The 22394-nt window shown below is 51.6% G+C and carries 20 protein-coding genes; 17 read left to right on the top strand and 3 right to left on the bottom strand.

What is annotated here, in order from left to right:
- Nucleotides 1–43 precede the first annotated feature (43 nt).
- Nucleotides 44–1150, bottom strand: coding sequence for an alpha/beta hydrolase (locus FDX11_RS15140; protein WP_137398159.1), 1107 nt, complete (start codon nucleotides 1148–1150; stop codon nucleotides 44–46).
- Between the two features lie 357 nt (nucleotides 1151–1507).
- Here FDX11_RS15140 and FDX11_RS15135 point away from each other — a divergent pair, with 357 nt between their 5' ends.
- The 14 genes from FDX11_RS15135 (at nucleotide 1508) to FDX11_RS15070 (ending at nucleotide 14013) form a co-directional block, all read left to right on the top strand.
- Nucleotides 1508–2416 (top strand): hypothetical protein, encoded by a 909-nt coding sequence (locus FDX11_RS15135; RefSeq protein WP_061381273.1) that lies wholly within the window; start codon nucleotides 1508–1510, stop codon nucleotides 2414–2416.
- Between the two features lie 39 nt (nucleotides 2417–2455).
- Nucleotides 2456–3835, top strand: coding sequence for a DUF2272 domain-containing protein (locus FDX11_RS15130; protein WP_137350264.1), 1380 nt, complete (start codon nucleotides 2456–2458; stop codon nucleotides 3833–3835).
- 3 nt (nucleotides 3836–3838) lie between these two features.
- On the top strand, nucleotides 3839–4291 hold the full coding sequence (locus FDX11_RS15125) for a hypothetical protein (RefSeq protein WP_137350263.1): 453 nt from the start codon (nucleotides 3839–3841) through the stop codon (nucleotides 4289–4291).
- Nucleotides 4292–4301: 10 nt separating this feature from the next.
- Complete coding sequence (locus FDX11_RS15120; protein ID WP_042308203.1) at nucleotides 4302–4637, top strand: hypothetical protein; 336 nt, start codon at nucleotides 4302–4304, stop codon at nucleotides 4635–4637.
- A 229-nt stretch (nucleotides 4638–4866) separates the two neighbouring features.
- The gene (locus tag FDX11_RS15115; RefSeq protein ID WP_137365469.1) at nucleotides 4867–7506 is read left to right on the top strand and encodes a YdbH family protein; all 2640 of its coding nucleotides are present in this window, start codon (nucleotides 4867–4869) and stop codon (nucleotides 7504–7506) included.
- Nucleotides 7503–7694, top strand: a complete 192-nt coding sequence (locus FDX11_RS15110; RefSeq protein WP_042308207.1) for a YnbE family lipoprotein — start codon at nucleotides 7503–7505, stop codon at nucleotides 7692–7694. The genes FDX11_RS15115 and FDX11_RS15110 overlap by 4 nt, the downstream gene beginning before the upstream one ends.
- Nucleotides 7695–7701: 7 nt before the next feature.
- A complete protein-coding gene (locus tag FDX11_RS15105; RefSeq protein ID WP_137398163.1) occupies nucleotides 7702–8025 on the top strand; it encodes a YdbL family protein in 324 nt (107 codons plus the stop codon).
- A gap of 109 nt (nucleotides 8026–8134) precedes the next feature.
- Complete coding sequence (locus FDX11_RS15100) at nucleotides 8135–8740, top strand: CDP-alcohol phosphatidyltransferase family protein (RefSeq protein WP_137398162.1); 606 nt, start codon at nucleotides 8135–8137, stop codon at nucleotides 8738–8740.
- The gene (locus tag FDX11_RS15095) at nucleotides 8737–9654 is read left to right on the top strand and encodes a phosphatidate cytidylyltransferase (protein WP_137398158.1); all 918 of its coding nucleotides are present in this window, start codon (nucleotides 8737–8739) and stop codon (nucleotides 9652–9654) included. Before FDX11_RS15100 ends, FDX11_RS15095 begins: the two co-directional genes overlap by 4 nt.
- A gap of 3 nt (nucleotides 9655–9657) precedes the next feature.
- Nucleotides 9658–10299 (top strand): 1-acyl-sn-glycerol-3-phosphate acyltransferase, encoded by a 642-nt coding sequence (locus tag FDX11_RS15090; RefSeq protein ID WP_137398157.1) that lies wholly within the window; start codon nucleotides 9658–9660, stop codon nucleotides 10297–10299.
- On the top strand, nucleotides 10292–12052 hold the full coding sequence (locus tag FDX11_RS15085; RefSeq protein WP_137398156.1) for a bifunctional alpha/beta hydrolase/class I SAM-dependent methyltransferase: 1761 nt from the start codon (nucleotides 10292–10294) through the stop codon (nucleotides 12050–12052). Before FDX11_RS15090 ends, FDX11_RS15085 begins: the two co-directional genes overlap by 8 nt.
- Nucleotides 12042–13346, top strand: coding sequence for a phosphatase PAP2/dual specificity phosphatase family protein (locus FDX11_RS15080; RefSeq protein ID WP_249360740.1), 1305 nt, complete (start codon nucleotides 12042–12044; stop codon nucleotides 13344–13346). Before FDX11_RS15085 ends, FDX11_RS15080 begins: the two co-directional genes overlap by 11 nt.
- Nucleotides 13322–13723, top strand: a complete 402-nt coding sequence (locus tag FDX11_RS15075; RefSeq protein WP_042308219.1) for a hypothetical protein — start codon at nucleotides 13322–13324, stop codon at nucleotides 13721–13723. Before FDX11_RS15080 ends, FDX11_RS15075 begins: the two co-directional genes overlap by 25 nt.
- A 98-nt stretch (nucleotides 13724–13821) precedes the next feature.
- Nucleotides 13822–14013, top strand: a complete 192-nt coding sequence (locus tag FDX11_RS15070) for a hypothetical protein (protein WP_042308220.1) — start codon at nucleotides 13822–13824, stop codon at nucleotides 14011–14013.
- Nucleotides 14014–14055: 42 nt separating this feature from the next.
- Here FDX11_RS15070 and azoR read toward each other — a convergent pair whose 3' ends face one another.
- The gene (azoR, locus tag FDX11_RS15065; RefSeq protein ID WP_006684422.1) at nucleotides 14056–14661 is read right to left on the bottom strand and encodes an FMN-dependent NADH-azoreductase; all 606 of its coding nucleotides are present in this window, start codon (nucleotides 14659–14661) and stop codon (nucleotides 14056–14058) included.
- A gap of 201 nt (nucleotides 14662–14862) precedes the next feature.
- Between azoR and hrpA the strand changes: the two genes are divergently transcribed.
- The 3 genes from hrpA (at nucleotide 14863) to aldA (ending at nucleotide 21282) form a co-directional block, all read left to right on the top strand.
- On the top strand, nucleotides 14863–18765 hold the full coding sequence (gene hrpA, locus FDX11_RS15060; RefSeq protein ID WP_137398155.1) for an ATP-dependent RNA helicase HrpA: 3903 nt from the start codon (nucleotides 14863–14865) through the stop codon (nucleotides 18763–18765).
- 80 nt (nucleotides 18766–18845) lie between these two features.
- Entirely contained in the window at nucleotides 18846–19643 is a 798-nt protein-coding gene (locus FDX11_RS15055) for a YdcF family protein (protein WP_170975613.1), read from the top strand.
- A 199-nt stretch (nucleotides 19644–19842) separates the two neighbouring features.
- On the top strand, nucleotides 19843–21282 hold the full coding sequence (gene aldA / locus FDX11_RS15050) for an aldehyde dehydrogenase (protein WP_079224067.1): 1440 nt from the start codon (nucleotides 19843–19845) through the stop codon (nucleotides 21280–21282).
- 86 nt (nucleotides 21283–21368) lie between these two features.
- Here the strand turns inward: aldA and gap are convergent, their stop codons facing one another.
- Nucleotides 21369–22370: a type I glyceraldehyde-3-phosphate dehydrogenase gene (gap, locus tag FDX11_RS15045; protein WP_079224069.1), complete on the bottom strand. Its 1002-nt coding sequence runs from the start codon at nucleotides 22368–22370 to the stop codon at nucleotides 21369–21371.
- Between the last annotated feature and the right edge of the window lie 24 nt (nucleotides 22371–22394).

The following is a 22394-nucleotide window of genomic DNA, read 5'->3' as shown; positions in this document are numbered from 1 at the left end:
AAGTGTCTAGATTATCTGTGGCGATTCAGCCTGAATTCGCTATCTATTCATTGATTTTCCAGTATTGCCCAGCTTCAATGTAGCTTAGCCCGATGCGTTGGGATGCTCGCTTGTTATCATTAATAAGATAAAAAATATCTGAAAGCACAGAACGTTCTTCGCTTGGGTAACTATGGCCTATAAAGCTAGTATCAACGCTGGTTGCGTCAATCGATTCTATTCCAGGATAATAAATCAAACCAGTAGACGAATCACCCGCTCGCGGATAACGGTGTATCGCCTGGGATGCGGCTAACGCCTTATCTGTTGATGAAGCATACAAAGTAACAGGCTCTCCTTTTGCCACCAATGCAGGGGCAATGTCTCGTTTGAAAACATCGGCATCTATGTCAGGAGCAGTTAGAATGACCTCTTTTATACGATTTCGATAATCTGGATTTGTATTCAATACATCAATAACCGCCCGCGATAAAATTCTATTACCCATACTGTGGGCTATCAGGTAAATATTTTTTGAATCAGATTTCTCAAGAAAATCGATAAGGAAATGTTTTAGGTTGGTTTGTGTCCACTCAGCATTTTGCTCATCAATGGTATAAGCAGAGGTTCTGGCTTGTGAAGGCCAACTATAAAAAACAGGGACCATATCGATGTTTAAATCATAGTATATTTGAGCTGTTTTTCTGGCTGCTTCGGCGAATGAAACATTATACCCATGAACAAAAATGAAGGTCTTTTTCTCTGGTGTATTGCTTACTGTAGACACAAGGTAATTGAAAAAATCATTTTTAGCTAAAGGCGTTACACCAAGTAAGGCTACGTGTTTTTTAGGGTCTTCTTTGAACTCAAGTTTTAAAAATGAAGGTTGTTCAGTTACTCCTATAATGTGGTGTCGAGGAATGCTAACTTCACAGAATCCATAGGAGATTGAGGCTCGATTGATTCCATATGATTGGTTGGGTGGTGCGCCGCTGTTCTGATTTCTATCGGTGGCATACAAAACCTTGACAATGGCATAATCTGGTTTTTGAGCTAATATATCTATTTCATTGCTGCTGGATGCCATACTGGTAACACCAGTGTTGGACGTGCTGCAACCACTTAGTATAGCGATAAAAATACTGAAAGCTATGTATTTTAATGTTTTCATTTTACTTGGCCTTGCTTCAAATTTGGTTAGAGCGCCTTTACCTTTATTGATGTTTTTCTGAATATTGCCGACTAAAATTAAGTGGGGGTAATTAATATTTACGTGTTTTCGCAGGGGATGACATTAATAAAATGGTTTAATTTTGACTGGCAGGATAATAATATTTTATTAGTGGCTGTTTATTAGATGACGCATGTAGTTAGGCAAAGAGTATGCGACTTCTGATTGATACCTCGCGAGTAATTACTACGAACTTCTTACCGAATACTCACTGTTTCTGACTCATATTTTCAGGAAGCAACTAGCATGGTTTCTGCGGTCGGTTGATCAAACGCTCTTCACTATGAGGGAGACAGCATGTTTGGACTTGAAACGCTTGATATATTAATTGGGATGATGACTGTGTATTTCATTTTTGGGATAGCGTGTACCGCGATTGTTGAAACTATTTCTGCGTGGGCCTGTATTCGTAGTCAAAATCTTGAAGTGGCGCTGAACGAGTTCCTTTCAGGCGAGTTGGCGCAAAATCAGCAATTTATTACTCAGTTTTTTGAACATCCGTTAATTCAGTCCCTAAGTAAAGGAAACCAGGGGCGTCCTTCCTATATTCCCCCAGACATTGTCGCGCAAGTCGTGGAGGCGTTAGTTGTCAGCAAAAGTGCGATGGCAACGCTCTCCGCTGGAGTAAACGCGCTGCCGGGAAATGCCAAAAATAACCGGATCAAAGGCATCCTCGAAACAGTGGTGGCGCAGACGGGCAATAACGCGGCCACGTTTCGCAACGCGGTTGCAAAACAGTTTGATGCGGTAATGGATCGCGCCTCGGGTTGGTACAAACGAAAAATGCAGACCATCACGTTGATTGTCGCCACCGTTTTGGTTCTGGGGGGAAATATTGACAGCCTCAATCTTGCGACGGTGCTGGCCTCCAATCCTGAGGTTCGAGAAAAAATGGTGGCGATCGCGCAGCAGGAAGTCAATGAGGCGAAAAATCAGGCTCAGGACGAGGACCGTATCGCGACAGCTGAAGGTAAATATAAACACGCGATTGCCGTTATGCAGTCTGCAGGTTTCGAACTGGGCTGGAAAGGATGGCCTCAAGGGGCTGCGGAATGGCTGGCAAAAGTGATGGGACTGCTGGTGACTATTTTCGCCGTCTCACTTGGCGGACCTTTCTGGTTCGATATTCTTCAACGGGTTATGCAAGTCCGTTCCACAGGCCCAAAACCCGCAGAGCAGGGTAAATCCGACAGCATGAAAAAGTAAGTTAAGTGTAATGATTAACTATCAATAGAGAGGAGCATCATGATACTTACGCCAGCACAGAAAAGTCTCTGTGAACGAGTCCTGAATGCGTTTGAAACCGGCTCGGCCGAAGGTGATTACTCGGCTATCGCGATATTCCATGATGGCCCTCACGGGATCAGGCAGATCACTTACGGTCGTTCACAAACTACGGAATACAGCAAATTGCAGGATCTGGTGACCCGTTACGTTAATGAAAATGGGCGATTCAGTGCCGATCTTGCTCCGTTTGTTCCAAAGATAGGTAATATCGCACTGGTTGACAATGAACCGTTTAAAGACTTATTACGACGAGCAGGGCGCGATGATCCGATAATGAAATCGGTACAGGATCGGTTCTTTGATGAGCGCTACTATCTGCCTGCGCTGAAATGGGCACAGGACTTTGGTTTTAAAGATGCGCTTTCACTTCTGGTCATCTATGACTCATTTGTTCATAGCGGCGCTATTTTGACGTTCTTGCGCGCCCAGTTTCGTGAAGTGCCTCCAGCCAGTGGTGGTGATGAACATACCTGGATTTCCCAGTATGTTGAAGTGAGAAATTCATGGTTAGCCAACCATAGCAACCCCGAACTTCATCCTACCGTTTATCGTACAAAATGTTTGCGATTTGAAATAGATCGCGGCAACTGGGATCTTTCACAGGTCCCCATTAATGCCAACGGTATACTCGTCGGGCCATCACCTGATATATCAATCACTCAGACGTCGCTACCTCCGGTGGAACAACCCAGCGTTCCGTATTTTGGCGAGGAAACACTCGTCTCTGGTTTTGCAGATAACGCCGCGTCGATCGCAACTGACGAGTGGCTGTTTTTTGGCGAGCAGCGCTACAACCGCAATGGTGGCCTTCTTCATTCCGGACACAAAGAGGGTGAGGATGGCTGGTGGCAACGTGTTGGCCTGTATTGGGCAAAAATCGGGCGGGACGATCTGGACGGGCGAGATCATGACTGGCCGTGGTCGGCGGCGTTTATTTCATGGGCCATGCGTCAGGCTGGCGCGGGGGAGCGTTTTTCCTACTCCGCTTCGCATGCGACGTACATCAGCAAATCGATTCGCGACAGAAATCAGGGCAATGCCAAAGCGTTGTACTGGGGATACAGGCTGAATGAGCATAAACCGCAGGTGGGGGATTTAGTCTGTTGGGACAGAGATCCCGACAAAGTCGTTGATTACGATCATCAGCATTTGGGCAACTACAGTAGTCACACCGACTTAGTTGTTTCCGTTGGCACTAATGAGATTGAAATTATTGGCGGTAATGTTGGTAATTCGGTGACGCGACGCCCGTTGGCGCTCACCGCCGACGGGTTCCTTGCCAGCGATGTACAAGGAGGGGAAACGCTGTTTGCCATCATGGGGTATCGCGGAGAGTGAAAAATGAAACGATCTAATATAGTGCTTAATTCCGCTGCCCGGATGATGTTGTGCACTTTCCTTTTACTGAGTGGGTGTGCCTTATTCGTTTCACACTACGATGCAGGAGCGTACCAGAACTTCACAAATTTGAAGGCGTTCCACCTTAAATTTCTCGAAGATAATACAGCTAAACCCGGGAATACCTTTGATGAAACTAAGGTAAAGGCTACCTGCGATACCGGGGACCTCAAGTTCCGTGAAGCGACTGAATATGCTGCAGGCAAGCATGATGACTCACGTGTACGGGCTATTCATTACCTCGATAATGTCTTTGAGAGTGATTGCCGAATGGCGATGAAGGATAAAAAGTTATTTAGCGTCGCCTATGTGAACGAAAAAATCGATGTAGTTAAGTTGAACTACGATCTGGCCATTCGGGGAGAAACTTCCCGCGTGGGGTCTGTTGTAAAATAGGGGATGAAAAATGTCAGATATTGATGATGCCATGAATGCGATTAAAAATGAGGTTGCTGAATCCATTAAAGAACAACTGAAAGCGCTCTTGCTCTCAGCTGCAAAAGATACGAATGAGGTAATAAACGATACCGGTAAGAAAGTTGCATACTGGCTGCGTCTTCGTGGGCAGGGAAAACTGAGTGACAGTGAACTGGAGGCGTTGCTCTACGCCAGAGATCAACTACTGCGACAATATAAAAACACGGTGGCAATTACAGCAAGAGCTCAGGTTGAGAAGATTGCTATTTCGCTGGTTAATATTGTGCTCGACAAATTATTGGGCATTGCCTTTCACCAGAAATGAGGCACGGCATAGGGCGAACAGGGAAAAAAATGGTCGGTTTTCTGCGTTACTGACGGATATGGTACAGGAGTACCTCCCTGAGAGACCACTATTTTTTATTATCCACAACCTATAAATATTACATATATTTCAATGGCATCTATTCTTAAGGTGGGCATGTTTAGTTAAACATGCCACAATACAGGCCTAAACCGGCTTAAATTTTGCTAAATCAGGATATTAACTACCCATGAAGGGTAAATATAAAGCCGTTCTGGCACTCCTTTTATTATTGATTCTCGTGCCGCTGACGCTGGTGATGACGCTTGGCTTGTGGGTCCCGACCCTGGTGGGCGTCTGGTTACCTGTGGGGACACGTATCGCGCTGGATGAGAGTCCACGGCTGACACGGCATGGGCTGCATATCCCGGAACTCCGCTATCTGGTCGATGATTGCCCGCTGGCGCGCATTACTCAGGCGGACCTGTCCCATCCCAGCCGCTGGTTGCTCAATGTCGGGACAATTGAGCTGGATTCCGCTTGCCTGGCCAAATTACCGCAGACAGAAGCGTCTCCGGTAGCACCCAAAACGCTGGCTGAATGGCAATCGATGCTGCCCAATACCTGGATTAACATCGACAAACTTATTCTTTCTCCCTGGCAGGAATGGCAGGGGAAACTGTCGCTTTCGCTAACGCCCGCTACTCAGCAACTGCGCTACCAGGGTGAAAAGGTTAAATTCCAGGGGCGTCTGCATGGGCAAAATCTCACGGTAAATGAGCTGGATGTTGCAGCATTTGAAGGGCAACCGCCGGTAAAACTGGTCGGTGAATTTACTATGCCGCTGGTTCCGGATGGGTTACCAGTGAGCGGTCATGCCGTTGCGACGCTGAGCTTGCCGCAGGAACCCACGCTTGTGGATGCCGAACTGGAGTGGCAAGAAAACAGCGGACAACTGATCGTCATGGCGCGGGATAGTGCCGATCCACTGCTCGATCTTCCGTGGGAAATAACCCGCCAGCAGTTGACCATCAGCGATGGTCGTTGGAACTGGCCTTATCAGGGATTCCCGCTAAGCGGGCGGCTGGGCATGAAAGTTGAAAACTGGCAGGCAGGGCTGGAAAACGCCGTGGTGAGCGGGCGTCTGAACATTCTGACGCAAGGCGATGCCGGTAAAGGAAATGCCGTTTTAACGCTGGGGCCAGGTAAGTTGGGTATCGATAATAACGAGATGCCGTTACAGCTGATCGGCGAAGCGAAACAGGGCGATCTGATCTTCTACGCAAAATTACCCGCCAAACTCACCGGTAGCCTGAACGATCCGCAACTGGCGTTTGAGCCTGGGGCGCTGTTGCGTTCGCGGGGGCGGGTAATTGATTCGCTGGATATTGACGAGATTCGTTGGCCGTTGGCGGGCGTAAAGGTAACACAACGCGGGGTGGATGGCCGTCTACAGGCTATTTTGCGTGCGCATGAAAACCAGATGGGGGGCTTTGAACTGCATCTGGATGGTCTGGCAAATGATTTTCTTCCTGATGCCGGTCGTTGGCAATGGCGCTACTGGGGCGAAGGCAGCTTTACGCCGATGCATGCTCGCTGGGACGTGGCGGGTAAGGGGGAATGGCATGACAACACGCTGAAGCTCTTTGATCTCTCCACCGGATTTGATCACCTGCAATACGGCACCATGACGGTGGAAAATCCACGCCTGGTAATGGATGAGCCTATCGTCTGGGTACGGGACGCGACCAAACCGACGTTTAGCGGCGCACTATCACTGGACGCAGGAAAAACCGTCTTCACCGGCGGAAGCGTCTTACCTCCCTCAACGCTAAAGTTCAGCGTGGAAGGCAGCGACCCGACGATTTTCCAGTTCAAGGGCCAGCTTCACGCGGGTGCGATTGGCCCCGTACAGCTAAATGGTCGTTGGGACGGGATCCGTCTGCGCGGGCAGGCCTGGTGGCCAAAACAATCACTCACCGTGTTCCAGCCGCTGATCCCGCCTGACTGGAAAATGAAACTGCGTGAAGGTGATCTCTATGCGCAGGTCGCATTCTCGGCCGCGCCGGAACAGGGCTTTGAAGCAGGCGGTCATGGGGTATTAAAAGGCGGTAGCGCCTGGATGCCTGATAACCAAATTAATGGCGTCGATTTTATCTTGCCGTTTCGGTTTAGCGAAGGCGCATGGCAACTAGGTACGCGTGGGCCTGTTTCACTACGTATTGCGGAAGTCGTGAATCAGGTGACGGTGAAAAATATTACTGCCGATCTGCAGGGCGCGTACCCCTGGAGTGAAGGCAATCCATTACTGCTGAGCGATGTCAGCGCCGAACTGCTGGGAGGCAAAGTCATCATGCAGCAACTGCGGATGCCACAGCACGACCCAGCCTTATTAAGGGTGCAGAATATCTCCTCCAGCGAGCTTATTAGCGCGGTTAACCCCAAGCAATTCGCCATGTCGGGTCCGGTCAGTGGCGCGTTGCCATTATGGTTAGATAACGAAAAGTGGATCATCAAAGACGGCTGGTTAACCAACCCAGGTCCAATGACGCTGCGCATTGATAAAGACACGGCGGATGCCGTCGTTAAAGATAATATGGCGGCTGGCGCGGCAATTAACTGGCTGCGCTATATGGAAATAACCCATTCCTGGACGAAAATAAACCTGGATAACCTGGGCGTCTTAACGATGCAGGCAACCGTTACTGGCAATAGTCGAGTCGATGGCAAAGTGGGTACGGTTAATTTGAATTACACCCACGAGGAAAACATCTTTACGCTATGGCGCAGTTTGCGTTTTGGTGACAATTTACAGGCATGGCTTGAGCAAAATGCAGCGCTGCCGGAAACCCATTGCCTGGAAGGCAAGGAATGTGAGGAACAACAATGAAAACGATAGCCGCCATGCTGAGTTTGCTGGCTTCATCTCTGGTGGTAGGTTGTACCCCAAGAATCGAAGTGGCTGCGCCAAAAGAGCCGATCACGATTAATATGAACGTCAAAATTGAGCATGAAATCCATATCAAAGTTGATAAAGACGTTGAGAGCTTATTGAAATCGCGCAGCGATCTGTTCTGAGGTAATGATGAAAAAACAGCTTGCAGCGATCCTGGTGGCGCTGAGTTTTATCACCAGCAATGCGTGGGCGTTGACCCTGAATGAAGCCAGAACCCAGGGGCGGGTGGGGGAAACACTTAATGGTTATCTGGTGGCATTACAAACCGATGCCGAAACGCAGGCGCTGGTGAGTGAGATTAATAAGGCGCGAAGCGCCAGTTATCAGCAACTGGCTGAGAGCAATAATATTCCGCCAGAGGAAGTGGCAAAAATGGCCGGACAGAAGTTAGTTGCTCGCGCTAAACCGGGGGAGTATGTGCAAGGTATAAACGGTAAGTGGTTGAAAAAATAATGGATTGTTGTTTATAAAATCCGATTTTCAATTGACTCGCTAAAAAGTAATAGGCGGCAGCGATTAATTAATACACTATAGTTCATTCAGTAATTATCAAGGAATGATGATGACGCTTTATCAGATAAAACCCGCTTTTCAGGCGCTTTTACGCCCATTAATGTTCTGGCTTCATAAAAAGGGCGTCACAGCAAATCGCGTTACTCTTGCTGCGATGGCGCTCTCTTTTGTGACCGGCGGCGTACTGGTGATTTTCCCCCAGCCTGAATACTTTGTTCTCCTGCCCATCGTGCTGTTTATTCGAATGGCGCTCAATGCCCTCGACGGTATGCTGGCGCGTGAATGTCACCAGCAGTCGCGTCTTGGGGCCATTCTGAACGAGAGCGGGGATATTCTTTCAGATATAGCGCTTTATCTGCCGTTTATGCTGCTTCCTGACAGTAATGGATTGCTGGTTATGGTGATGTTGTTCTGTGCGGTGATGACGGAGTTCTGTGGCGTTCTGGCACAAACGATTAATGGCGTTCGCAGTTATGCCGGACCGCTGGGTAAAAGCGACAGAGCGCTGGTATGTGGTGCGTGGGGGCTGGCGCTGACTCTGTGGCCGCAGCTTGTACAGTGGAACAATGTGCTGTGGAGTGTTGCTATTCTCCTGCTGCTATGGACAGTGATTAACCGCTGTAGAAGCGCATTACGCGAAGAGGTGGCGCAATGATGATGCTGGAGAAGTCACTCGCGGTCATTTTTGCACTGCTGCTGGCTGCAACAGTGGTTAATGGATTACTGGTGTGGCGACGACCGGATAAAGACTGGCGGGAACTGACATTACGTATACGCACCTGGTGGATAATCATCGTCCTGTTTTCTCTGGCGATTTTAAGTCCGCACTGGTTGGCGCTGACCTTTTTCGCGCTGGTCAGCTTCATGGCGTTAAAGGAATTTTTAACGCTGGCGCCGTCGCGTCAGACCGATCGCATGCCGCTGCTGTGGATGTTCATTGCTATTCCAGTCAACTACTGGCTGATCGGTATTAATTGGTACGGCATGTTTGTGGTGTTTATCCCGGTATACGCATTCTTATTCTTACCCGTACGAATGGTCATTGCGGGCGATACGCAGGGGTTCTTGCGCTACGCTTCGCAGCACCACTGGAGCCTGATGACCACCGTTTTTGCCTTCAGCCATGTCGCGTTTTTGCTGGTTCTGCCGGATGACGGCAAACAAACCGGCGCATTGCTGGTGCTGTTCCTGGTTGGCTTAACGGAATTCAACGATATCGCGCAGTACCTGTGGGGCAAATCGATTGGGCGGATCAAAGTGATGCCCACAGTCAGCCCTAATAAGACGCTGGCGGGACTGGTTGGCGGCGTAGCGACCACCACGCTGTTGGCCGCGTTGTTAGGACCGTTGATGACGCCGCTAAGCATACCGCTGTCGCTACTGGCTGGCTTTATTATCGGTATTAGCGGTTTTTGTGGCGATGTGGTGATGTCGGCTATCAAACGTGATATTGGCGTGAAGGACAGTGGAACACTGCTGCCTGGCCATGGCGGGATCCTCGATCGGCTTGACTCTCTGATCTTCACCGCCCCCGTATTTTTCCATTTCATTCGCTACTTTTGCTACTAACTTATGCTGAGTTCAATTCTGCGAACGCTGTTTACGCTGTGTATCGTCTGGCCGGTGATTTGGCTGTGGCTGGGGCTGCGTATCAGACATCGGGAGCGTTTGCCCACCCGCGGACCGGCAATTATTGTCGCCAATCACAACAGCCATATGGATGTGTTTGCGCTGCTTTCGCTTTTTCCGCTGCGCCGTCAGGCGTCGGTTCATCCGGTGGCTGCCGCTGACTATTTCCTGCGTAATAAAGCCATGGCCTGGTTTGCGCTAAATATTCTCAACATTATTCCCATTTCGCGAAAGGGCGGAGAAGCCAATCCGCTGGCGCAGTGCGAACAGGCATTACGCGACGGCAAGATCCTGATCCTCTTTCCGGAAGGTACGCGGGGTGAACCAGGGAAGCTGTCGCCGTTGAAGTCAGGGTTATGGCATCTGAGCCAGCACGTACCTGAGGTACCGATTATTCCCGTCTGGCTACGTGGCACCGAATCTGTCATGGCGAAAGGGAATCGTATACCGCTCCCGCTGTTTATTGATGTCAATATTGGCAGTGCTTTGTATTTTCATGGGGATAAATCTCTCTTCATGGACGGGCTCAGACAGCAACTGTTGCTGTTGGAGCAACAAACTAAAGGATTACATTCGCATGAGTAATACACGCGTACCTGACGAACGTCATTTTGTGACCAGTGACAACACCGAATTGTTTTATCGCTACTGGCCGGCAATTGCCCCTGACGCAGCGCCTAAAGTGATCGTCATGTTCCATCGCGGACACGAACATTCCGGGCGCCTACAGCATATTGTGGATGAGTTAGCGATTCCGGATACCACATTTTATGCCTGGGATGCGCGAGGTCATGGCCATTCTCCGGGCCAACGTGGCTATAGTCCTTCTTTGGCGCGTTCAGTTCAGGATGTCGAAGAGTTTGTGCGTTTCGCCGCCGCAGACAGCCATGCCGCAATGGAAGATGTGGTGGTCGTGGCGCAGAGCGTTGGCGCGGTACTGGCCGCGACCTGGGTACATGACTACGCACCCGCTATTCGTGGACTCGTACTGGCATCTCCGGCCTTCAAAGTGAAATTGTATGTGCCGTTTGCCCGTCAGGGGTTGGCATTGATGCACCAGTTGCGCGGCCTGTTTTTCGTCAACTCTTATGTTAAGGGTAAATACCTGACGCATGACGTCGATCGTGTGGCGAGCTTTAACCTTGATACCCAGATCACCCGGGCTATTGCGGTGAACATCTTGCTGGATCTCTACAAAACGGCGGAACGCATTGTCAGCGATGCTGCCGCCATTTCGTTACCAGTGCAGTTACTGGTGTCCGGAGATGATTTCGTTGTGCATCGCCAGCCGCAAATTGATTTTTATCAGCGCCTGAGAAATCCCCTCAAGGAACTGCACGTGTTGCCGGGGTTTTACCACGACACGCTGGGCGAAAAAGATCGGCATCTGGCGTTCGATAAAATGCGTGACTTCATTTCTACGCTATACGCCATGCCGCCGCAGCGTTTTGATTACAGTAACGAAGATCGCTGGAGCCCTGGCGCAGATACCTGGCGGATGCTCAGCGGGGGACCTGCGCGATATTCTCTTGACGACATTGCCTACCGTGGTTTGCGCTATGGCATGAAGCTGTTGGGGACGCAATCAGCAGGTGTTCGTCTGGGGTTTGACACCGGTTTTGATTCTGGCAGCACGTTGGATTACGTCTATCGCAATCAGCCGCAGGGCAGTAGCGCACTGGGGCGTTTAATCGATAAAAATTACCTTAACAGCGTAGGCTGGAAAGGGATCCGTCAGCGTAAAATTCATCTGCAAATGCTGATTAGTCAGGCGGTTGCACAGCTGGCGGAGCAGGGCATGTCGGTACATGTGGTGGATATTGCTGCCGGACACGGACGTTATGTGCTCGACGCGCTGGAGGGAGAAAAGGCAGTACGTTCAATTTTACTGCGCGATTACAGCGAACTGAATGTGAATAAAGGCCGGGAAATGATCGCCAGCAGAGGCATGGCTGAGATTGCTCGTTTTGAACAAGGCGACGCCTTCAACCGCGAACAGCTGGCGGCGCTTGAACCTCGTCCTGCTCTGGGGATTGTCTCCGGTTTGTATGAGCTTTTTCCTGAGAATTCACTGGTCAAAAATTCGCTGGCCGGGCTGGCTGAGGCGATAGCGCCGGGCGGAATATTGATTTACACCGGACAGCCCTGGCACCCGCAGCTTAAAACGATAGCCTGGTCGCTGACCAGTCATAAAGACGGTAAAGCGTGGATTATGCGTGTGCGTACGCAGGGTGAAATGGATGCGCTGGTCCGCGAAGCGGGCTTTGAGAAGTGTGCGCAGCTGATTGATGAGTGGGGTATTTTTACCGTTTCCATGGCGGTACGCCGTGCTTCCTGAACAGCGTAAAATTATGGTGCAGGCAGTCGGGTGGTTGCTGCTGCTGGCCCCCTTTTTTTTCCTTACGTACGGCAAGGTGAATCAGTTTACCGCCTGGCAGGATGCTAAATATCAGAACGTTGGCAGCATCGTTTTTAGTTGGGAGTCTGCCATTCCTTTTATTCCATGGACCATCATTCCGTACTGGAGTCTGGATCTGTTATACGGATTGTCGCTGTTTGTTTGCACTACGCGTTTCGAGCAGCGTCGACTGGTGCTCAGGCTGGTGCTGGCATCAATAATTGCCTGCGGCGGCTTTTTACTGTTTCCGTTGCAGTTTAGCTTCACCCGCCCCGAAGTGACGGGGGCCGCGGGGTGGCTGTTCGCACAACTGGAACAGTTCGATCTACCCTATAACCAGTCGCCGTCGCTGCATATCATACTCGGCTGGCTGCTGTGGCGGCACTTCAGTCGCTATCTGTCCGGCGGCTGGCGCTGGCTCTGTGACGGCTGGTTTTTACTGATCGCCATATCCGTGCTGACCACCTGGCAGCATCATTTTATCGATATTATCACCGGCGTGGCGACAGGGATGCTGATTGACTGGCTGGTACCGGAACAACGCCGCTGGCGCTGGTGTAAGCCGGATGCTGCGCGCCTGAGGCTGATGCGTCGTTATCTGTTGGGTTCAGCATTATGTTTTATCACCGCCGCATTGCTGACGCCGTGGTTGTTATGGCCTGCGCTGGCATTGCTGATGGTTGCGTGGGGTTACGCTGGTTTCGGCGCGGCGGTGACGGCTAAAGATCCGCAGGGCCAACTGCCACCCGCCGTTTACTGGCTGTCATTACCGTGGCGAGCGGGAATGTGGCTGTCGATGCGTTGGTTTACCCGACGTCTGCCTGCGATAAGCCCGGTGGTGGCTGGCGTGTATCTCGGCAGTTACCCGCACAGCGTGCCTGCGCAAAATGCGGTGCTGGACGTGACCTTTGAGTTTCCACGTGGTCGTGCGACGGCTTCGCGTGTTTATCACTGCGTACCGATGCTGGATTTAGTGATCCCGAATGAGTCCGAACTGCAGCAGGCGGTGAATACGCTGGAGACTCTGCGTGAGACGCAGGGCTCGGTGCTAGTTCACTGTGCCTTAGGTCTCTCGCGCAGTGCGATGGTGGTTGCGGCGTGGTTGTTACGTTACGGTCATGCGGCGACGGTAGGGCACGCCGTGGCGCAGATTCGGGCGAGTCGGCCACAGGTGGTACTGACAGATAAACATCTGGAGATGCTGCAACAATGGCAACAGAAAGTGACGACGTAACAGAAAGTGAAGATCTTCAGAGTGGTTTGTTGCGACATACGTTAGCGAGCTGGCGCTTCATCCTGCTTTTTTCCCTGCCGCCGCTGGCGTGGGTGCTTTTTGTCGCGCCGCCAGGAATACTGCGAGCCGTTATCGCCCTGTTATGCGCCATAGTCTGGTTTGGCTGTTGGCGATTATGGCTCGACGAACGTTATTTTTCGCTGATCACCGCACAAAACAATACGCAGGCTGGAGAGGCGCTGTACTTTATCTGGCGACGTGAACGACTGAAGACACTCACGCTGGCCGATCGCCAGTCAGGCGCATTAAAACAGTATCGACATACGCTCTGCATGGTTGCGGTTCAGTGGGCTTTCTGGCTCGTGCAGTTGGTATAGCATTCATTCGGATTATTCATCGACATCGCAATAGTTGCCACACGGCATCAAACTGATGTTGATATAGTTCAACACCGGTCGCGTCGTGGAGTGAAATCATGTGGCTTCTCAAGTGGTATGTCTGGAATCGTTGGGTGTTCAAGCTGTTAAGCCGGGATGTCGCGGAGCCGGAACAATTTTTACTTCATTGCTGGGAAGAAAATCTGGCGAAGTGCAGGGAATATGCCACCATCTGGCGTGATATTAATCGCATTCACGGCAAGCAGGTACATGTGCGGGCAAAGAAGTAGGTACCGAGAATCCCTCCCACCGGATGGTGAGAGGGGGAATTATCAGGCAGCAACCACGCTGTCGATAGCGGCTTTCGCATCGGACTGTGCTTTAGATGCCACTTCCGGGCCGTAAGCGATACCTTCAGCAAAGACAACGTTCACGTCGGTGATACCGATAAAGCCCAGGAACACGTTCAGGTACGGTGTGATCAGGTCAGTCGGCGTATCTTTATGAATACCACCACGGCTGGTCAGCACCACTGCGCGTTTACCGGTCACCAGACCTTCCGGACCTTTCTCGGTATAACGGAAGGTCACGCCAGCACGGGCAATCAGGTCAAAGTAGTTTTTGAGTTGCGTCGGAATGTTGAAGTTATACATCGGCGCGGCGATGACAATCACATCATGCGCTTTTAGTTCAGCGATCAACTCGTCAGACAGCGCCAGCGCTTCTTGCTGACGCGGCGTCAGCGGCGCATCGCTTGGGCGCAGCGCACCCACCAGTTCGCCATCCAGCACCGGAACAGGATTTGCAGCCAGGTCGCGGACGGTGATTTCATCAGCAGAGTGCTTTTCACGCCACTGTTCAACAAAATAATCAGACAACTGACCAGACTGAGAGTACCCTGCCAGAATACTGGATTTAAGAACTAATACCTTGCTCATGGGTGTTTCCTTTTATGTGTTTGAAGGGGTAGTGCCCCGTTGCTTGTTGACACTTTATTCACAATCCTGTCGCAGTGATAGCGCAATATATCGAATCCTATGTTCGAAATTATTGAACAACACATGAAAAGCTCCGATGTGGTACTCTATATCTATCATCTAAAAGAGATTTAACCCGGCAGAACTCTGCCTTTTAACGCTATGACAGAACAACCAAAATTAACCTTCAACATGCTGCAACAACAGCTGGACTCGCTGATGCTGCGCGACAGGCAGCGTTTTGCGCGCCGTTTGCACGGCGTGAAGAAGGTTAAAAATCCTGATGCACAACAGGCCATTTACCAGGAGATGGCAAAAGAGATCGACCAGGCAGCCGGTAAAGTTGTGCTGCGTGAAGCGGCGCGTCCGGTCATCAGCTACCCGGAAAACTTGCCCGTCAGCCAGAAAAAACAGGATATTCTGGAAGCCATTCGCGACCATCAGGTGGTGATTGTGGCTGGTGAGACCGGTTCAGGTAAAACCACCCAGTTGCCGAAAATCTGTATGGAGCTGGGACGCGGGGTAAAAGGGCTGATCGGCCATACCCAGCCGCGTCGTCTGGCGGCGCGTACTGTGGCGAACCGTATCGCGGAAGAGCTGCAAACCGAGCCGGGCGGCTGTATCGGTTATAAAGTCCGTTTTAGCGATCATGTTAGTGACAACACCATGGTTAAGCTGATGACGGATGGGATCTTGCTGGCGGAAATCCAGCAGGATCGGCTGCTAATGCAGTACGACACCATCATCATCGATGAAGCGCATGAACGCAGTCTGAACATTGATTTTCTGCTTGGCTACCTGAAAGAACTTCTGCCGCGTCGTCCGGATCTAAAGATTATCATCACTTCGGCGACCATTGACCCGGAACGCTTTTCTAAGCATTTCAACAATGCGCCGATTATCGAAGTCTCTGGCCGAACCTATCCGGTGGAAGTACGCTATCGACCGATTGTTGAAGACGCAGATGACACTGAGCGCGATCAGCTACAGGCAATTTTTGATGCCGTAGATGAGTTAGGGCGTGAAAGTCAGGGCGACATTCTGATCTTCATGAGCGGCGAGCGCGAAATCCGCGACACCGCCGATGCCCTGAATAAGCTGGATTTGCGTCACACCGAAGTGCTGCCACTGTATGCGCGTCTCTCCAATAGCGAGCAGAACCGTGTATTCCAGTCACACAGCGGTCGTCGTATTGTGCTGGCCACCAACGTGGCGGAAACCTCGCTGACCGTACCGGGCATCAAGTATGTGATTGACCCGGGCACTGCGCGTATTAGTCGTTACAGTTACCGCACTAAAGTCCAGCGTTTGCCGATTGAACCGGTGTCGCAGGCCTCTGCCAACCAGCGTAAAGGCCGCTGCGGTCGTGTTTCAGAAGGGATCTGTATTCGTCTGTATTCTGAGGACGACTTCCTGTCGCGTCCGGAGTTTACCGATCCGGAGATCCTGCGTACCAACCTGGCGTCCGTTATTTTGCAGATGACCGCGCTGGGGTTGGGGGATATCGCGGCGTTCCCGTTTGTTGAAGCGCCAGATAAACGCAATATTCAGGACGGGGTGCGCCTGCTCGAAGAGCTGGGGGCGATAACCACCGACGAACAGGCAACCGCTTATAAGTTAACGCCGTTGGGCCGTCAGCTGTCGCAACTGCCGGTGGATCCGCGTCTGGCGCGTATGGTGCTGGAAGCGCAAAAACATGGCTGTGTGCGTGAGGCAATGATCATCACCTCGGCGCTGTCCATTCAGGATCCGCGCGAGCGCCCAATGGACAAGCAGCAAGCTTCCGACGAGAAGCACCGCCGCTTCCATGACAAAGAGTCTGATTTCCTGGCGTTTGTGAACCTGTGGAACTATCTCGGCGAGCAGCAAAAAGCGCTGTCGTCAAACCAGTTCCGTCGCCAGTGCAAACTTGATTTTCTGAACTACCTGCGCGTGCGTGAATGGCAGGATATTTACACCCAACTGCGTCAGGTAGTGAAAGAGTTAGGGATCCCGGTTAACAGCGAACCCGCTGAATACCGGGAAATCCACGTCGCATTGTTGACCGGTTTACTGTCGCATATCGGGATGAAAGATACCGATAAACAGGAATTTACCGGTGCGCGTAACGCCCGCTTCTCGATCTTCCCGGGTTCAGGTTTGTTCAAAAAACCGCCGAAGTGGACGATGGTAGCGGAGTTGGTGGAAACCAGCCGCCTGTGGGGACGTATTGCCGCGCGTATCGATCCCGAGTGGGTGGAACCAGTTGCGCAGCATCTGATTAAACGTTCATACAGCGAACCGCACTGGGAACGCGCGCAGGGCGCGGTCATGGCGACAGAAAAGGTCACCGTCTACGGCTTACCGATTGTTGCCGCCCGTAAGGTGAACTACAGCCAGATCGACCCGGCGCTGTCACGTGAACTGTTCATTCGTCATGCGCTGGTGGAGGGGGACTGGCAAACGCGCCATGCTTTCTTACGTGACAACCTGAAGCTGCGGGCGGAGGTGGAAGAGTTAGAACATAAATCGCGCCGTCGCGACATCCTGGTCGATGATGAGACGCTGTTTGAGTTTTACGACCAGCGTATTAGCCATGATGTGGTTTCTGCCCGCCACTTCGATAGCTGGTGGAAGAAAGTCTCCCGCGAGACCCCGGACCTGCTCAACTTTGAAAAGAGCATGCTTATCAAAGAGGGCGCGGAAAAAATCAGTAAGCTGGATTATCCGAACTTCTGGCACCAGGGCAATCTCAAACTGCGTTTGAGCTACCAGTTCGAACCGGGAGCCGATGCGGACGGTGTGACCGTGCATATTCCGCTGCCGCTGCTCAATCAGATCGACGAAAGCGGTTTTGAATGGCAAATTCCAGGCCTGCGCCGCGAGCTGGTGATCGCCCTGATTAAGTCGCTGCCGAAACCGGTACGACGTAATTTTGTGCCTGCTCCGAACTATGCTGAGGCATTTTTAGGCCGCGTGACGCCGCTGGAACTGCCGCTGCTGGACGCGCTGGAACGTGAACTGCGCCGGATGACCGGTGTCACCGTTGACCGCGATGACTGGCATTGGGATCAGGTACCCGATCACCTAAAAATTACCTTCCGGGTGGTGGATGATAAGAACAAGAAGCTACAGGAAGGGCGTTCGCTACAGGATCTGAAAGACGCCTTGAAGGGTAAGGTTCAGGAAACGCTGTCCGCGGTGGCGGATGACGGTATCGAACAGAGCGGATTGCATATCTGGAGCTTCGGGCAGCTTCCGGAAAGTTACGAGCAAAAACGCGGCAACTATAAGGTAAAAGCGTGGCCAGCGCTGGTCGATGAGCGTGACAGCGTTGCCATCAAATTGTTTGATAATCCGCTGGAGCAGCAACAGGCCATGTGGTGCGGTTTACGCCGCCTGTTGCTGTTAAATATTCCTTCGCCGATTAAATACTTACACGAGAAGTTGCCTAACAAAGCCAAGCTGGGGCTGTATTTTAACCCGTATGGCAAAGTGCTGGATTTGATTGACGACTGTATCTCCTGCGGTGTGGATCGGTTGATCGACGCCCATGGTGGTCCCGTGTGGACAGAAGAGGGCTTTGCGGCGTTGCATGAGAAGGTGCGGGCTGAACTGAACGATACGGTGGTGGATATCGCGAAGCAGGTCGAACAGATCCTGACCGCGGTGTTTAATATCAATAAACGTCTGAAAGGGCGTGTGGATATGACCATGGCGTTAGGGCTTTCAGATATCAAAGCGCAAATGAGCGGGCTGGTGTACCGCGGATTTGTCACTGGTAATGGTTTCAAACGCCTGGGTGATACGTTGCGTTATTTGCAGGCTATTGAAAAGCGTCTGGAAAAACTGGCCATCGATCCACACCGTGACCGCGCACAGATGCTGAAAGTGGATAGTGTGCAGCAGGCCTGGCAGCAATGGTTCAATAAACTGCCGCCTGCACGCCGTGAAGATGACGACGTCAAAGAGATCCGCTGGATGATAGAAGAGCTGCGCGTCAGCTACTTTGCCCAGCAGCTTGGTACGCCGTATCCTATTTCAGATAAACGTATTCTGCAGGCGATGGATCAGATCACGGGATAACGCGGTGCGGGACTGTAGGCCGGACACGGCGTAGCCGCCATCCGGCCTCTGTACCCGGTAAAGAATAAACACCAGGAGTCATGAATATGAGTCAGTTTCCGACGCTTTCCGCGACCACGCTGGCGGCGATTAATACTGTAGGGCAATGGCTGGCGCAGAGCGATTTTACGGGGGGCATCACGGTTCATTCAGATTGCGTAATTCTGGCGGGGAACGCGGTGATCCCGACCATCGACGCCGCCTGTCGGATCGCGAAAGACCAACAGGTTCCCTTATTGATTAGTGGGGGGATCGGTCATTCCACGCGCTTTCTGTATGACGCGATTGCCCGACATCCTCGCTACAATATCATTCGAACCACCGGACGTGCGGAAGCGGCGATCCTTGCCGATATCGCTCACCAGTTCTGGCACATTCCGGGGGAGAAAATTTGGGTGGAAGACCAGTCAACAAACTGCGGTGAGAATGCCCGATTTAGCTGTGCGTTACTGAGCCAGGCGACAGAAAGCATTCATACCGTCATTGTGGTACAGGATCCGACCATGCAACGCCGCACGATGGCCACGTTTCAGCGCGTAACCCGCGATGAGCCGCATGCACCGCGCTGGTTGGGGTTCCCGGGATTCGTCCCTGAGTTGGTCCAACAGCGCGACGGCGTGGACTTTGCGCCAACGGTCGAAGGACTATGGTCGGTAGATCGCTATCTTTCGCTCATTACCGGAGAGTTGCCGCGCCTGCGAGACGATGTTAATGGCTATGGTCCCTGTGGCCGCGATTTTATCGTGCATGTGGATATTCCAGGTAACGTTGAGGCAGCCTGGCAGCAACTGAAAAGCGATACCGCGTTGTCAGACTTACTGGAGAGCCGCTCTCTGTGATCTCCGCTGCCCGTTTGTAAGCGTTTTGCTGCAAACGGGCATAAATCCCGCCCGTTTTTTCCTTTCATCATCGCTTTGCCAGGCGCTTTTATGAAGCCGCTCACAGAACAGTCACTGTAGTGATAATTCATCAGGCATGATTGATATTAATTAACAATAGTTTTACTTGTTAAAAACAAATCAATCACAGGAGAAGCGCATGTCAGTACCCGTACAACATCCTATGTATATCGATGGGCAGTTTGTGACCTGGCACGATGACGCCTGGATTGATGTCGTCAATCCGGCCACGGAAGAGGTTATCTCACGTATTCCGGATGGACGTGCCGAAGATGCGCGTAAAGCGATAGACGCCGCCCAGCGCGCTCAGCCTGAGTGGGAAGCGCTGCCTGCCATTGAACGGGCGAACTGGCTACGCAAAATATCTGCGGGTATCCGTCAACGCGCCAGCGAAATCAGCGCATTGATAGTGGCTGAAGGTGGGAAAATACAGCAACTGGCCGACGTTGAAGTCGCATTTACCGCCGATTATATCGATTACATGGCGGAGTGGGCACGTCGTTATGAAGGCGAGATCCTGCAAAGCGATCGCCCGGGCGAAAATATCCTGCTGTTTAAGCGCGCTCTGGGCGTGACGACGGGCATTCTACCGTGGAATTTTCCGTTCTTCCTGATTGCTCGCAAACTGGCCCCCGCGCTGTTGACGGGCAATACCATTGTTATTAAACCGAGTGAGTTTACGCCCAACAATGCCATCGCTTTTGCCAAAATTGTTGATGATATCGGCTTGCCGCGCGGGGTATTTAATCTGGTCCTTGGACGCGGTGAAACGGTCGGCCAGGAACTGGCCGGAAACCCGAAAGTCGCAATGGTCAGCATGACCGGTAGCGTTGGCGCGGGCGAGAAAATTATGGCTGCAGCGGCCAAAAACATCACTAAAGTCTGCCTGGAACTGGGGGGGAAAGCCCCGGCGATCGTGATGGATGATGCTGACCTTGAACTGGCCGTGAAGGCAATTGTTGACTCACGGGTGATCAATACCGGACAGGTATGCAACTGTGCCGAACGTGTGTACGTCCAGAAAGGTATTTATGACCAGTTCGTTAATCGCCTGGGGGAAGCGATGAAAGCCGTACAGTTCGGCAATCCGGCTGTGCGCAATGACATTGCGATGGGACCGTTGATTAACGCCGCTGCGCTGGAACGAGTAGAGCAGAAAGTTGCGCGAGCGGTGCAGGAGGGGGCCAGAGTGGTGCTGGGCGGTAAGGCGGTAGAAGGCAAAGGCTATTACTATCCACCGACATTACTGTTAGATGTGCGCCAGGAGATGGCGATTATGCACGAGGAGACATTTGGTCCGGTGCTGCCTGTGGTGGCGTTTAATACGCTGGAAGAGGCGTTGACGATGGCCAACGACAGCGATTATGGATTGACCTCATCGATTTACACGCAAAATCTGAACACGGCGATGAAAGCGATTAAGGGGCTGAAGTTTGGCGAAACCTATATTAACCGTGAAAACTTCGAGGCAATGCAGGGCTTCCACGCAGGGTGGCGCAAGTCCGGGATTGGCGGGGCAGACGGTAAACACGGTCTGAACGAATATCTGCAAACGCAGGTGGTTTATCTGCAGTCCTAAGTTTTTAGCCGGGTGAGTTTGTACGTCACCCGGCGCAATTCTTACACTTTGGCGGCTATACCGTTCATTCGACCTCCGCCACAACGTCAGAGCTTGATAAATTTATCCAGCGTACGAATAAGTTGGGTCACAAAACCGTACTCGTTATCGTACCAGGCGACGGTTTTTACCAGTTGCAGATCGCCCACTTCGGTAATCTCGGTTTGTGTCGCATCAAATACCGAACCGAAATGTGAGCCAATCACATCTGACGAGACAATCTCCTCGTCGGTATAGCCAAATGACTCATTATTCAGCGTGGCTTTTTTCAGCGCGTCATTAACCTCTTCAGCGGTAACCTTTTTACCCAATACCGATACCAGTTCCGTGACGGATCCGGTTTTCACCGGTACGCGCTGGGCGTGGCCTTTTAATTTTCCGCTCAATGCCGGAATCACCAGGCCAATCGCTTTCGCCGCACCGGTGGTATGGGGAATGATGTTCTCTGCCGCCGCCCGCGAGGCGCGCAGATCTTTTCCGCGAGGGCCATCTACCAGCGATTGTGTCCCCGTGTAGGCATGGATGGTTGTCATGGTGCCCAGTTGAATACCGAAGTTGTCATGCAGGGCTTTCGCCATCGGCGCCAGGCAGTTAGTGGTGCACGATGCGACAGAGATAATTCGATCGTTCGCATCCATCGTGTCGTCGTTCACGTTAAAAACAATGGTTTTCATGTCCCCGGCAGGGGCGGATATCAGGACTTTTTGGGCCCCTGCGTCCAGGTGCGCGTTGGCTTTTTCCGTTGAGGTATAAAAACCGGTACATTCGATGATGATCTCTGCGCCAGTGGTTTTCCACGGGATATTTTTGGCCTCTTTTTCTGCATAAACAGCGATTTTTTTACCGTCGACAATCAGCGCGTCTTCGGTAAAGTCGATACTCCAGGGAAATGGACCGTAATTTGAGTCGTGTTTTAACAGATAGGCGAGAATTTTGGGCGAGGTCAGGTCATTAATGGCGACGACCTCCACGCTGCTTTTGACCTCCAGTAGTCGACGCAATACCAGACGACCGATACGACCAAAACCGTTAATGCCAATTTTACTCATGGTTTTCTCCTGTCAGGATGAGGC

The sequence above is a fragment of the Citrobacter sp. wls714 genome (assembly GCF_005281025.1).
In the GTDB taxonomy this organism is placed as follows: Bacteria; Pseudomonadota; Gammaproteobacteria; order Enterobacterales; family Enterobacteriaceae; genus Citrobacter; species Citrobacter werkmanii.
The sequence above is the reverse complement of the archived record's forward strand: the minus strand, read 5'-3'. Positions and strand labels throughout refer to the sequence as shown.

Excerpts from the sequence above, each read along its gene's own strand:
- FDX11_RS15140 (WP_137398159.1), bottom strand. The coding sequence starts at position 1,150 with ATGAAAACATTAAAATACATAGCTTTCAGTATTTTTATCGCTATACTA.
- FDX11_RS15135 (WP_061381273.1), top strand. The coding sequence starts at position 1,508 with ATGTTTGGACTTGAAACGCTTGATATATTAATTGGGATGATGACTGTG.
- FDX11_RS15130 (WP_137350264.1), top strand. The coding sequence starts at position 2,456 with ATGATACTTACGCCAGCACAGAAAAGTCTCTGTGAACGAGTCCTGAAT.
- FDX11_RS15125 (WP_137350263.1), top strand. The coding sequence starts at position 3,839 with ATGAAACGATCTAATATAGTGCTTAATTCCGCTGCCCGGATGATGTTG.
- FDX11_RS15120 (WP_042308203.1), top strand. The coding sequence starts at position 4,302 with ATGTCAGATATTGATGATGCCATGAATGCGATTAAAAATGAGGTTGCT.
- FDX11_RS15115 (WP_137365469.1), top strand. The coding sequence starts at position 4,867 with ATGAAGGGTAAATATAAAGCCGTTCTGGCACTCCTTTTATTATTGATT.
- FDX11_RS15110 (WP_042308207.1), top strand. The coding sequence starts at position 7,503 with ATGAAAACGATAGCCGCCATGCTGAGTTTGCTGGCTTCATCTCTGGTG.
- FDX11_RS15105 (WP_137398163.1), top strand. The coding sequence starts at position 7,702 with ATGAAAAAACAGCTTGCAGCGATCCTGGTGGCGCTGAGTTTTATCACC.
- FDX11_RS15100 (WP_137398162.1), top strand. The coding sequence starts at position 8,135 with ATGACGCTTTATCAGATAAAACCCGCTTTTCAGGCGCTTTTACGCCCA.
- FDX11_RS15095 (WP_137398158.1), top strand. The coding sequence starts at position 8,737 with ATGATGATGCTGGAGAAGTCACTCGCGGTCATTTTTGCACTGCTGCTG.
- FDX11_RS15090 (WP_137398157.1), top strand. The coding sequence starts at position 9,658 with ATGCTGAGTTCAATTCTGCGAACGCTGTTTACGCTGTGTATCGTCTGG.
- FDX11_RS15085 (WP_137398156.1), top strand. The coding sequence starts at position 10,292 with ATGAGTAATACACGCGTACCTGACGAACGTCATTTTGTGACCAGTGAC.
- FDX11_RS15075 (WP_042308219.1), top strand. The coding sequence starts at position 13,322 with ATGGCAACAGAAAGTGACGACGTAACAGAAAGTGAAGATCTTCAGAGT.
- FDX11_RS15070 (WP_042308220.1), top strand. The coding sequence starts at position 13,822 with ATGTGGCTTCTCAAGTGGTATGTCTGGAATCGTTGGGTGTTCAAGCTG.
- azoR (WP_006684422.1), bottom strand. The coding sequence starts at position 14,661 with ATGAGCAAGGTATTAGTTCTTAAATCCAGTATTCTGGCAGGGTACTCT.
- hrpA (WP_137398155.1), top strand. The coding sequence starts at position 14,863 with ATGACAGAACAACCAAAATTAACCTTCAACATGCTGCAACAACAGCTG.
- FDX11_RS15055 (WP_170975613.1), top strand. The coding sequence starts at position 18,846 with ATGAATATGAGTCAGTTTCCGACGCTTTCCGCGACCACGCTGGCGGCG.
- aldA (WP_079224067.1), top strand. The coding sequence starts at position 19,843 with ATGTCAGTACCCGTACAACATCCTATGTATATCGATGGGCAGTTTGTG.
- gap (WP_079224069.1), bottom strand. The coding sequence starts at position 22,370 with ATGAGTAAAATTGGCATTAACGGTTTTGGTCGTATCGGTCGTCTGGTA.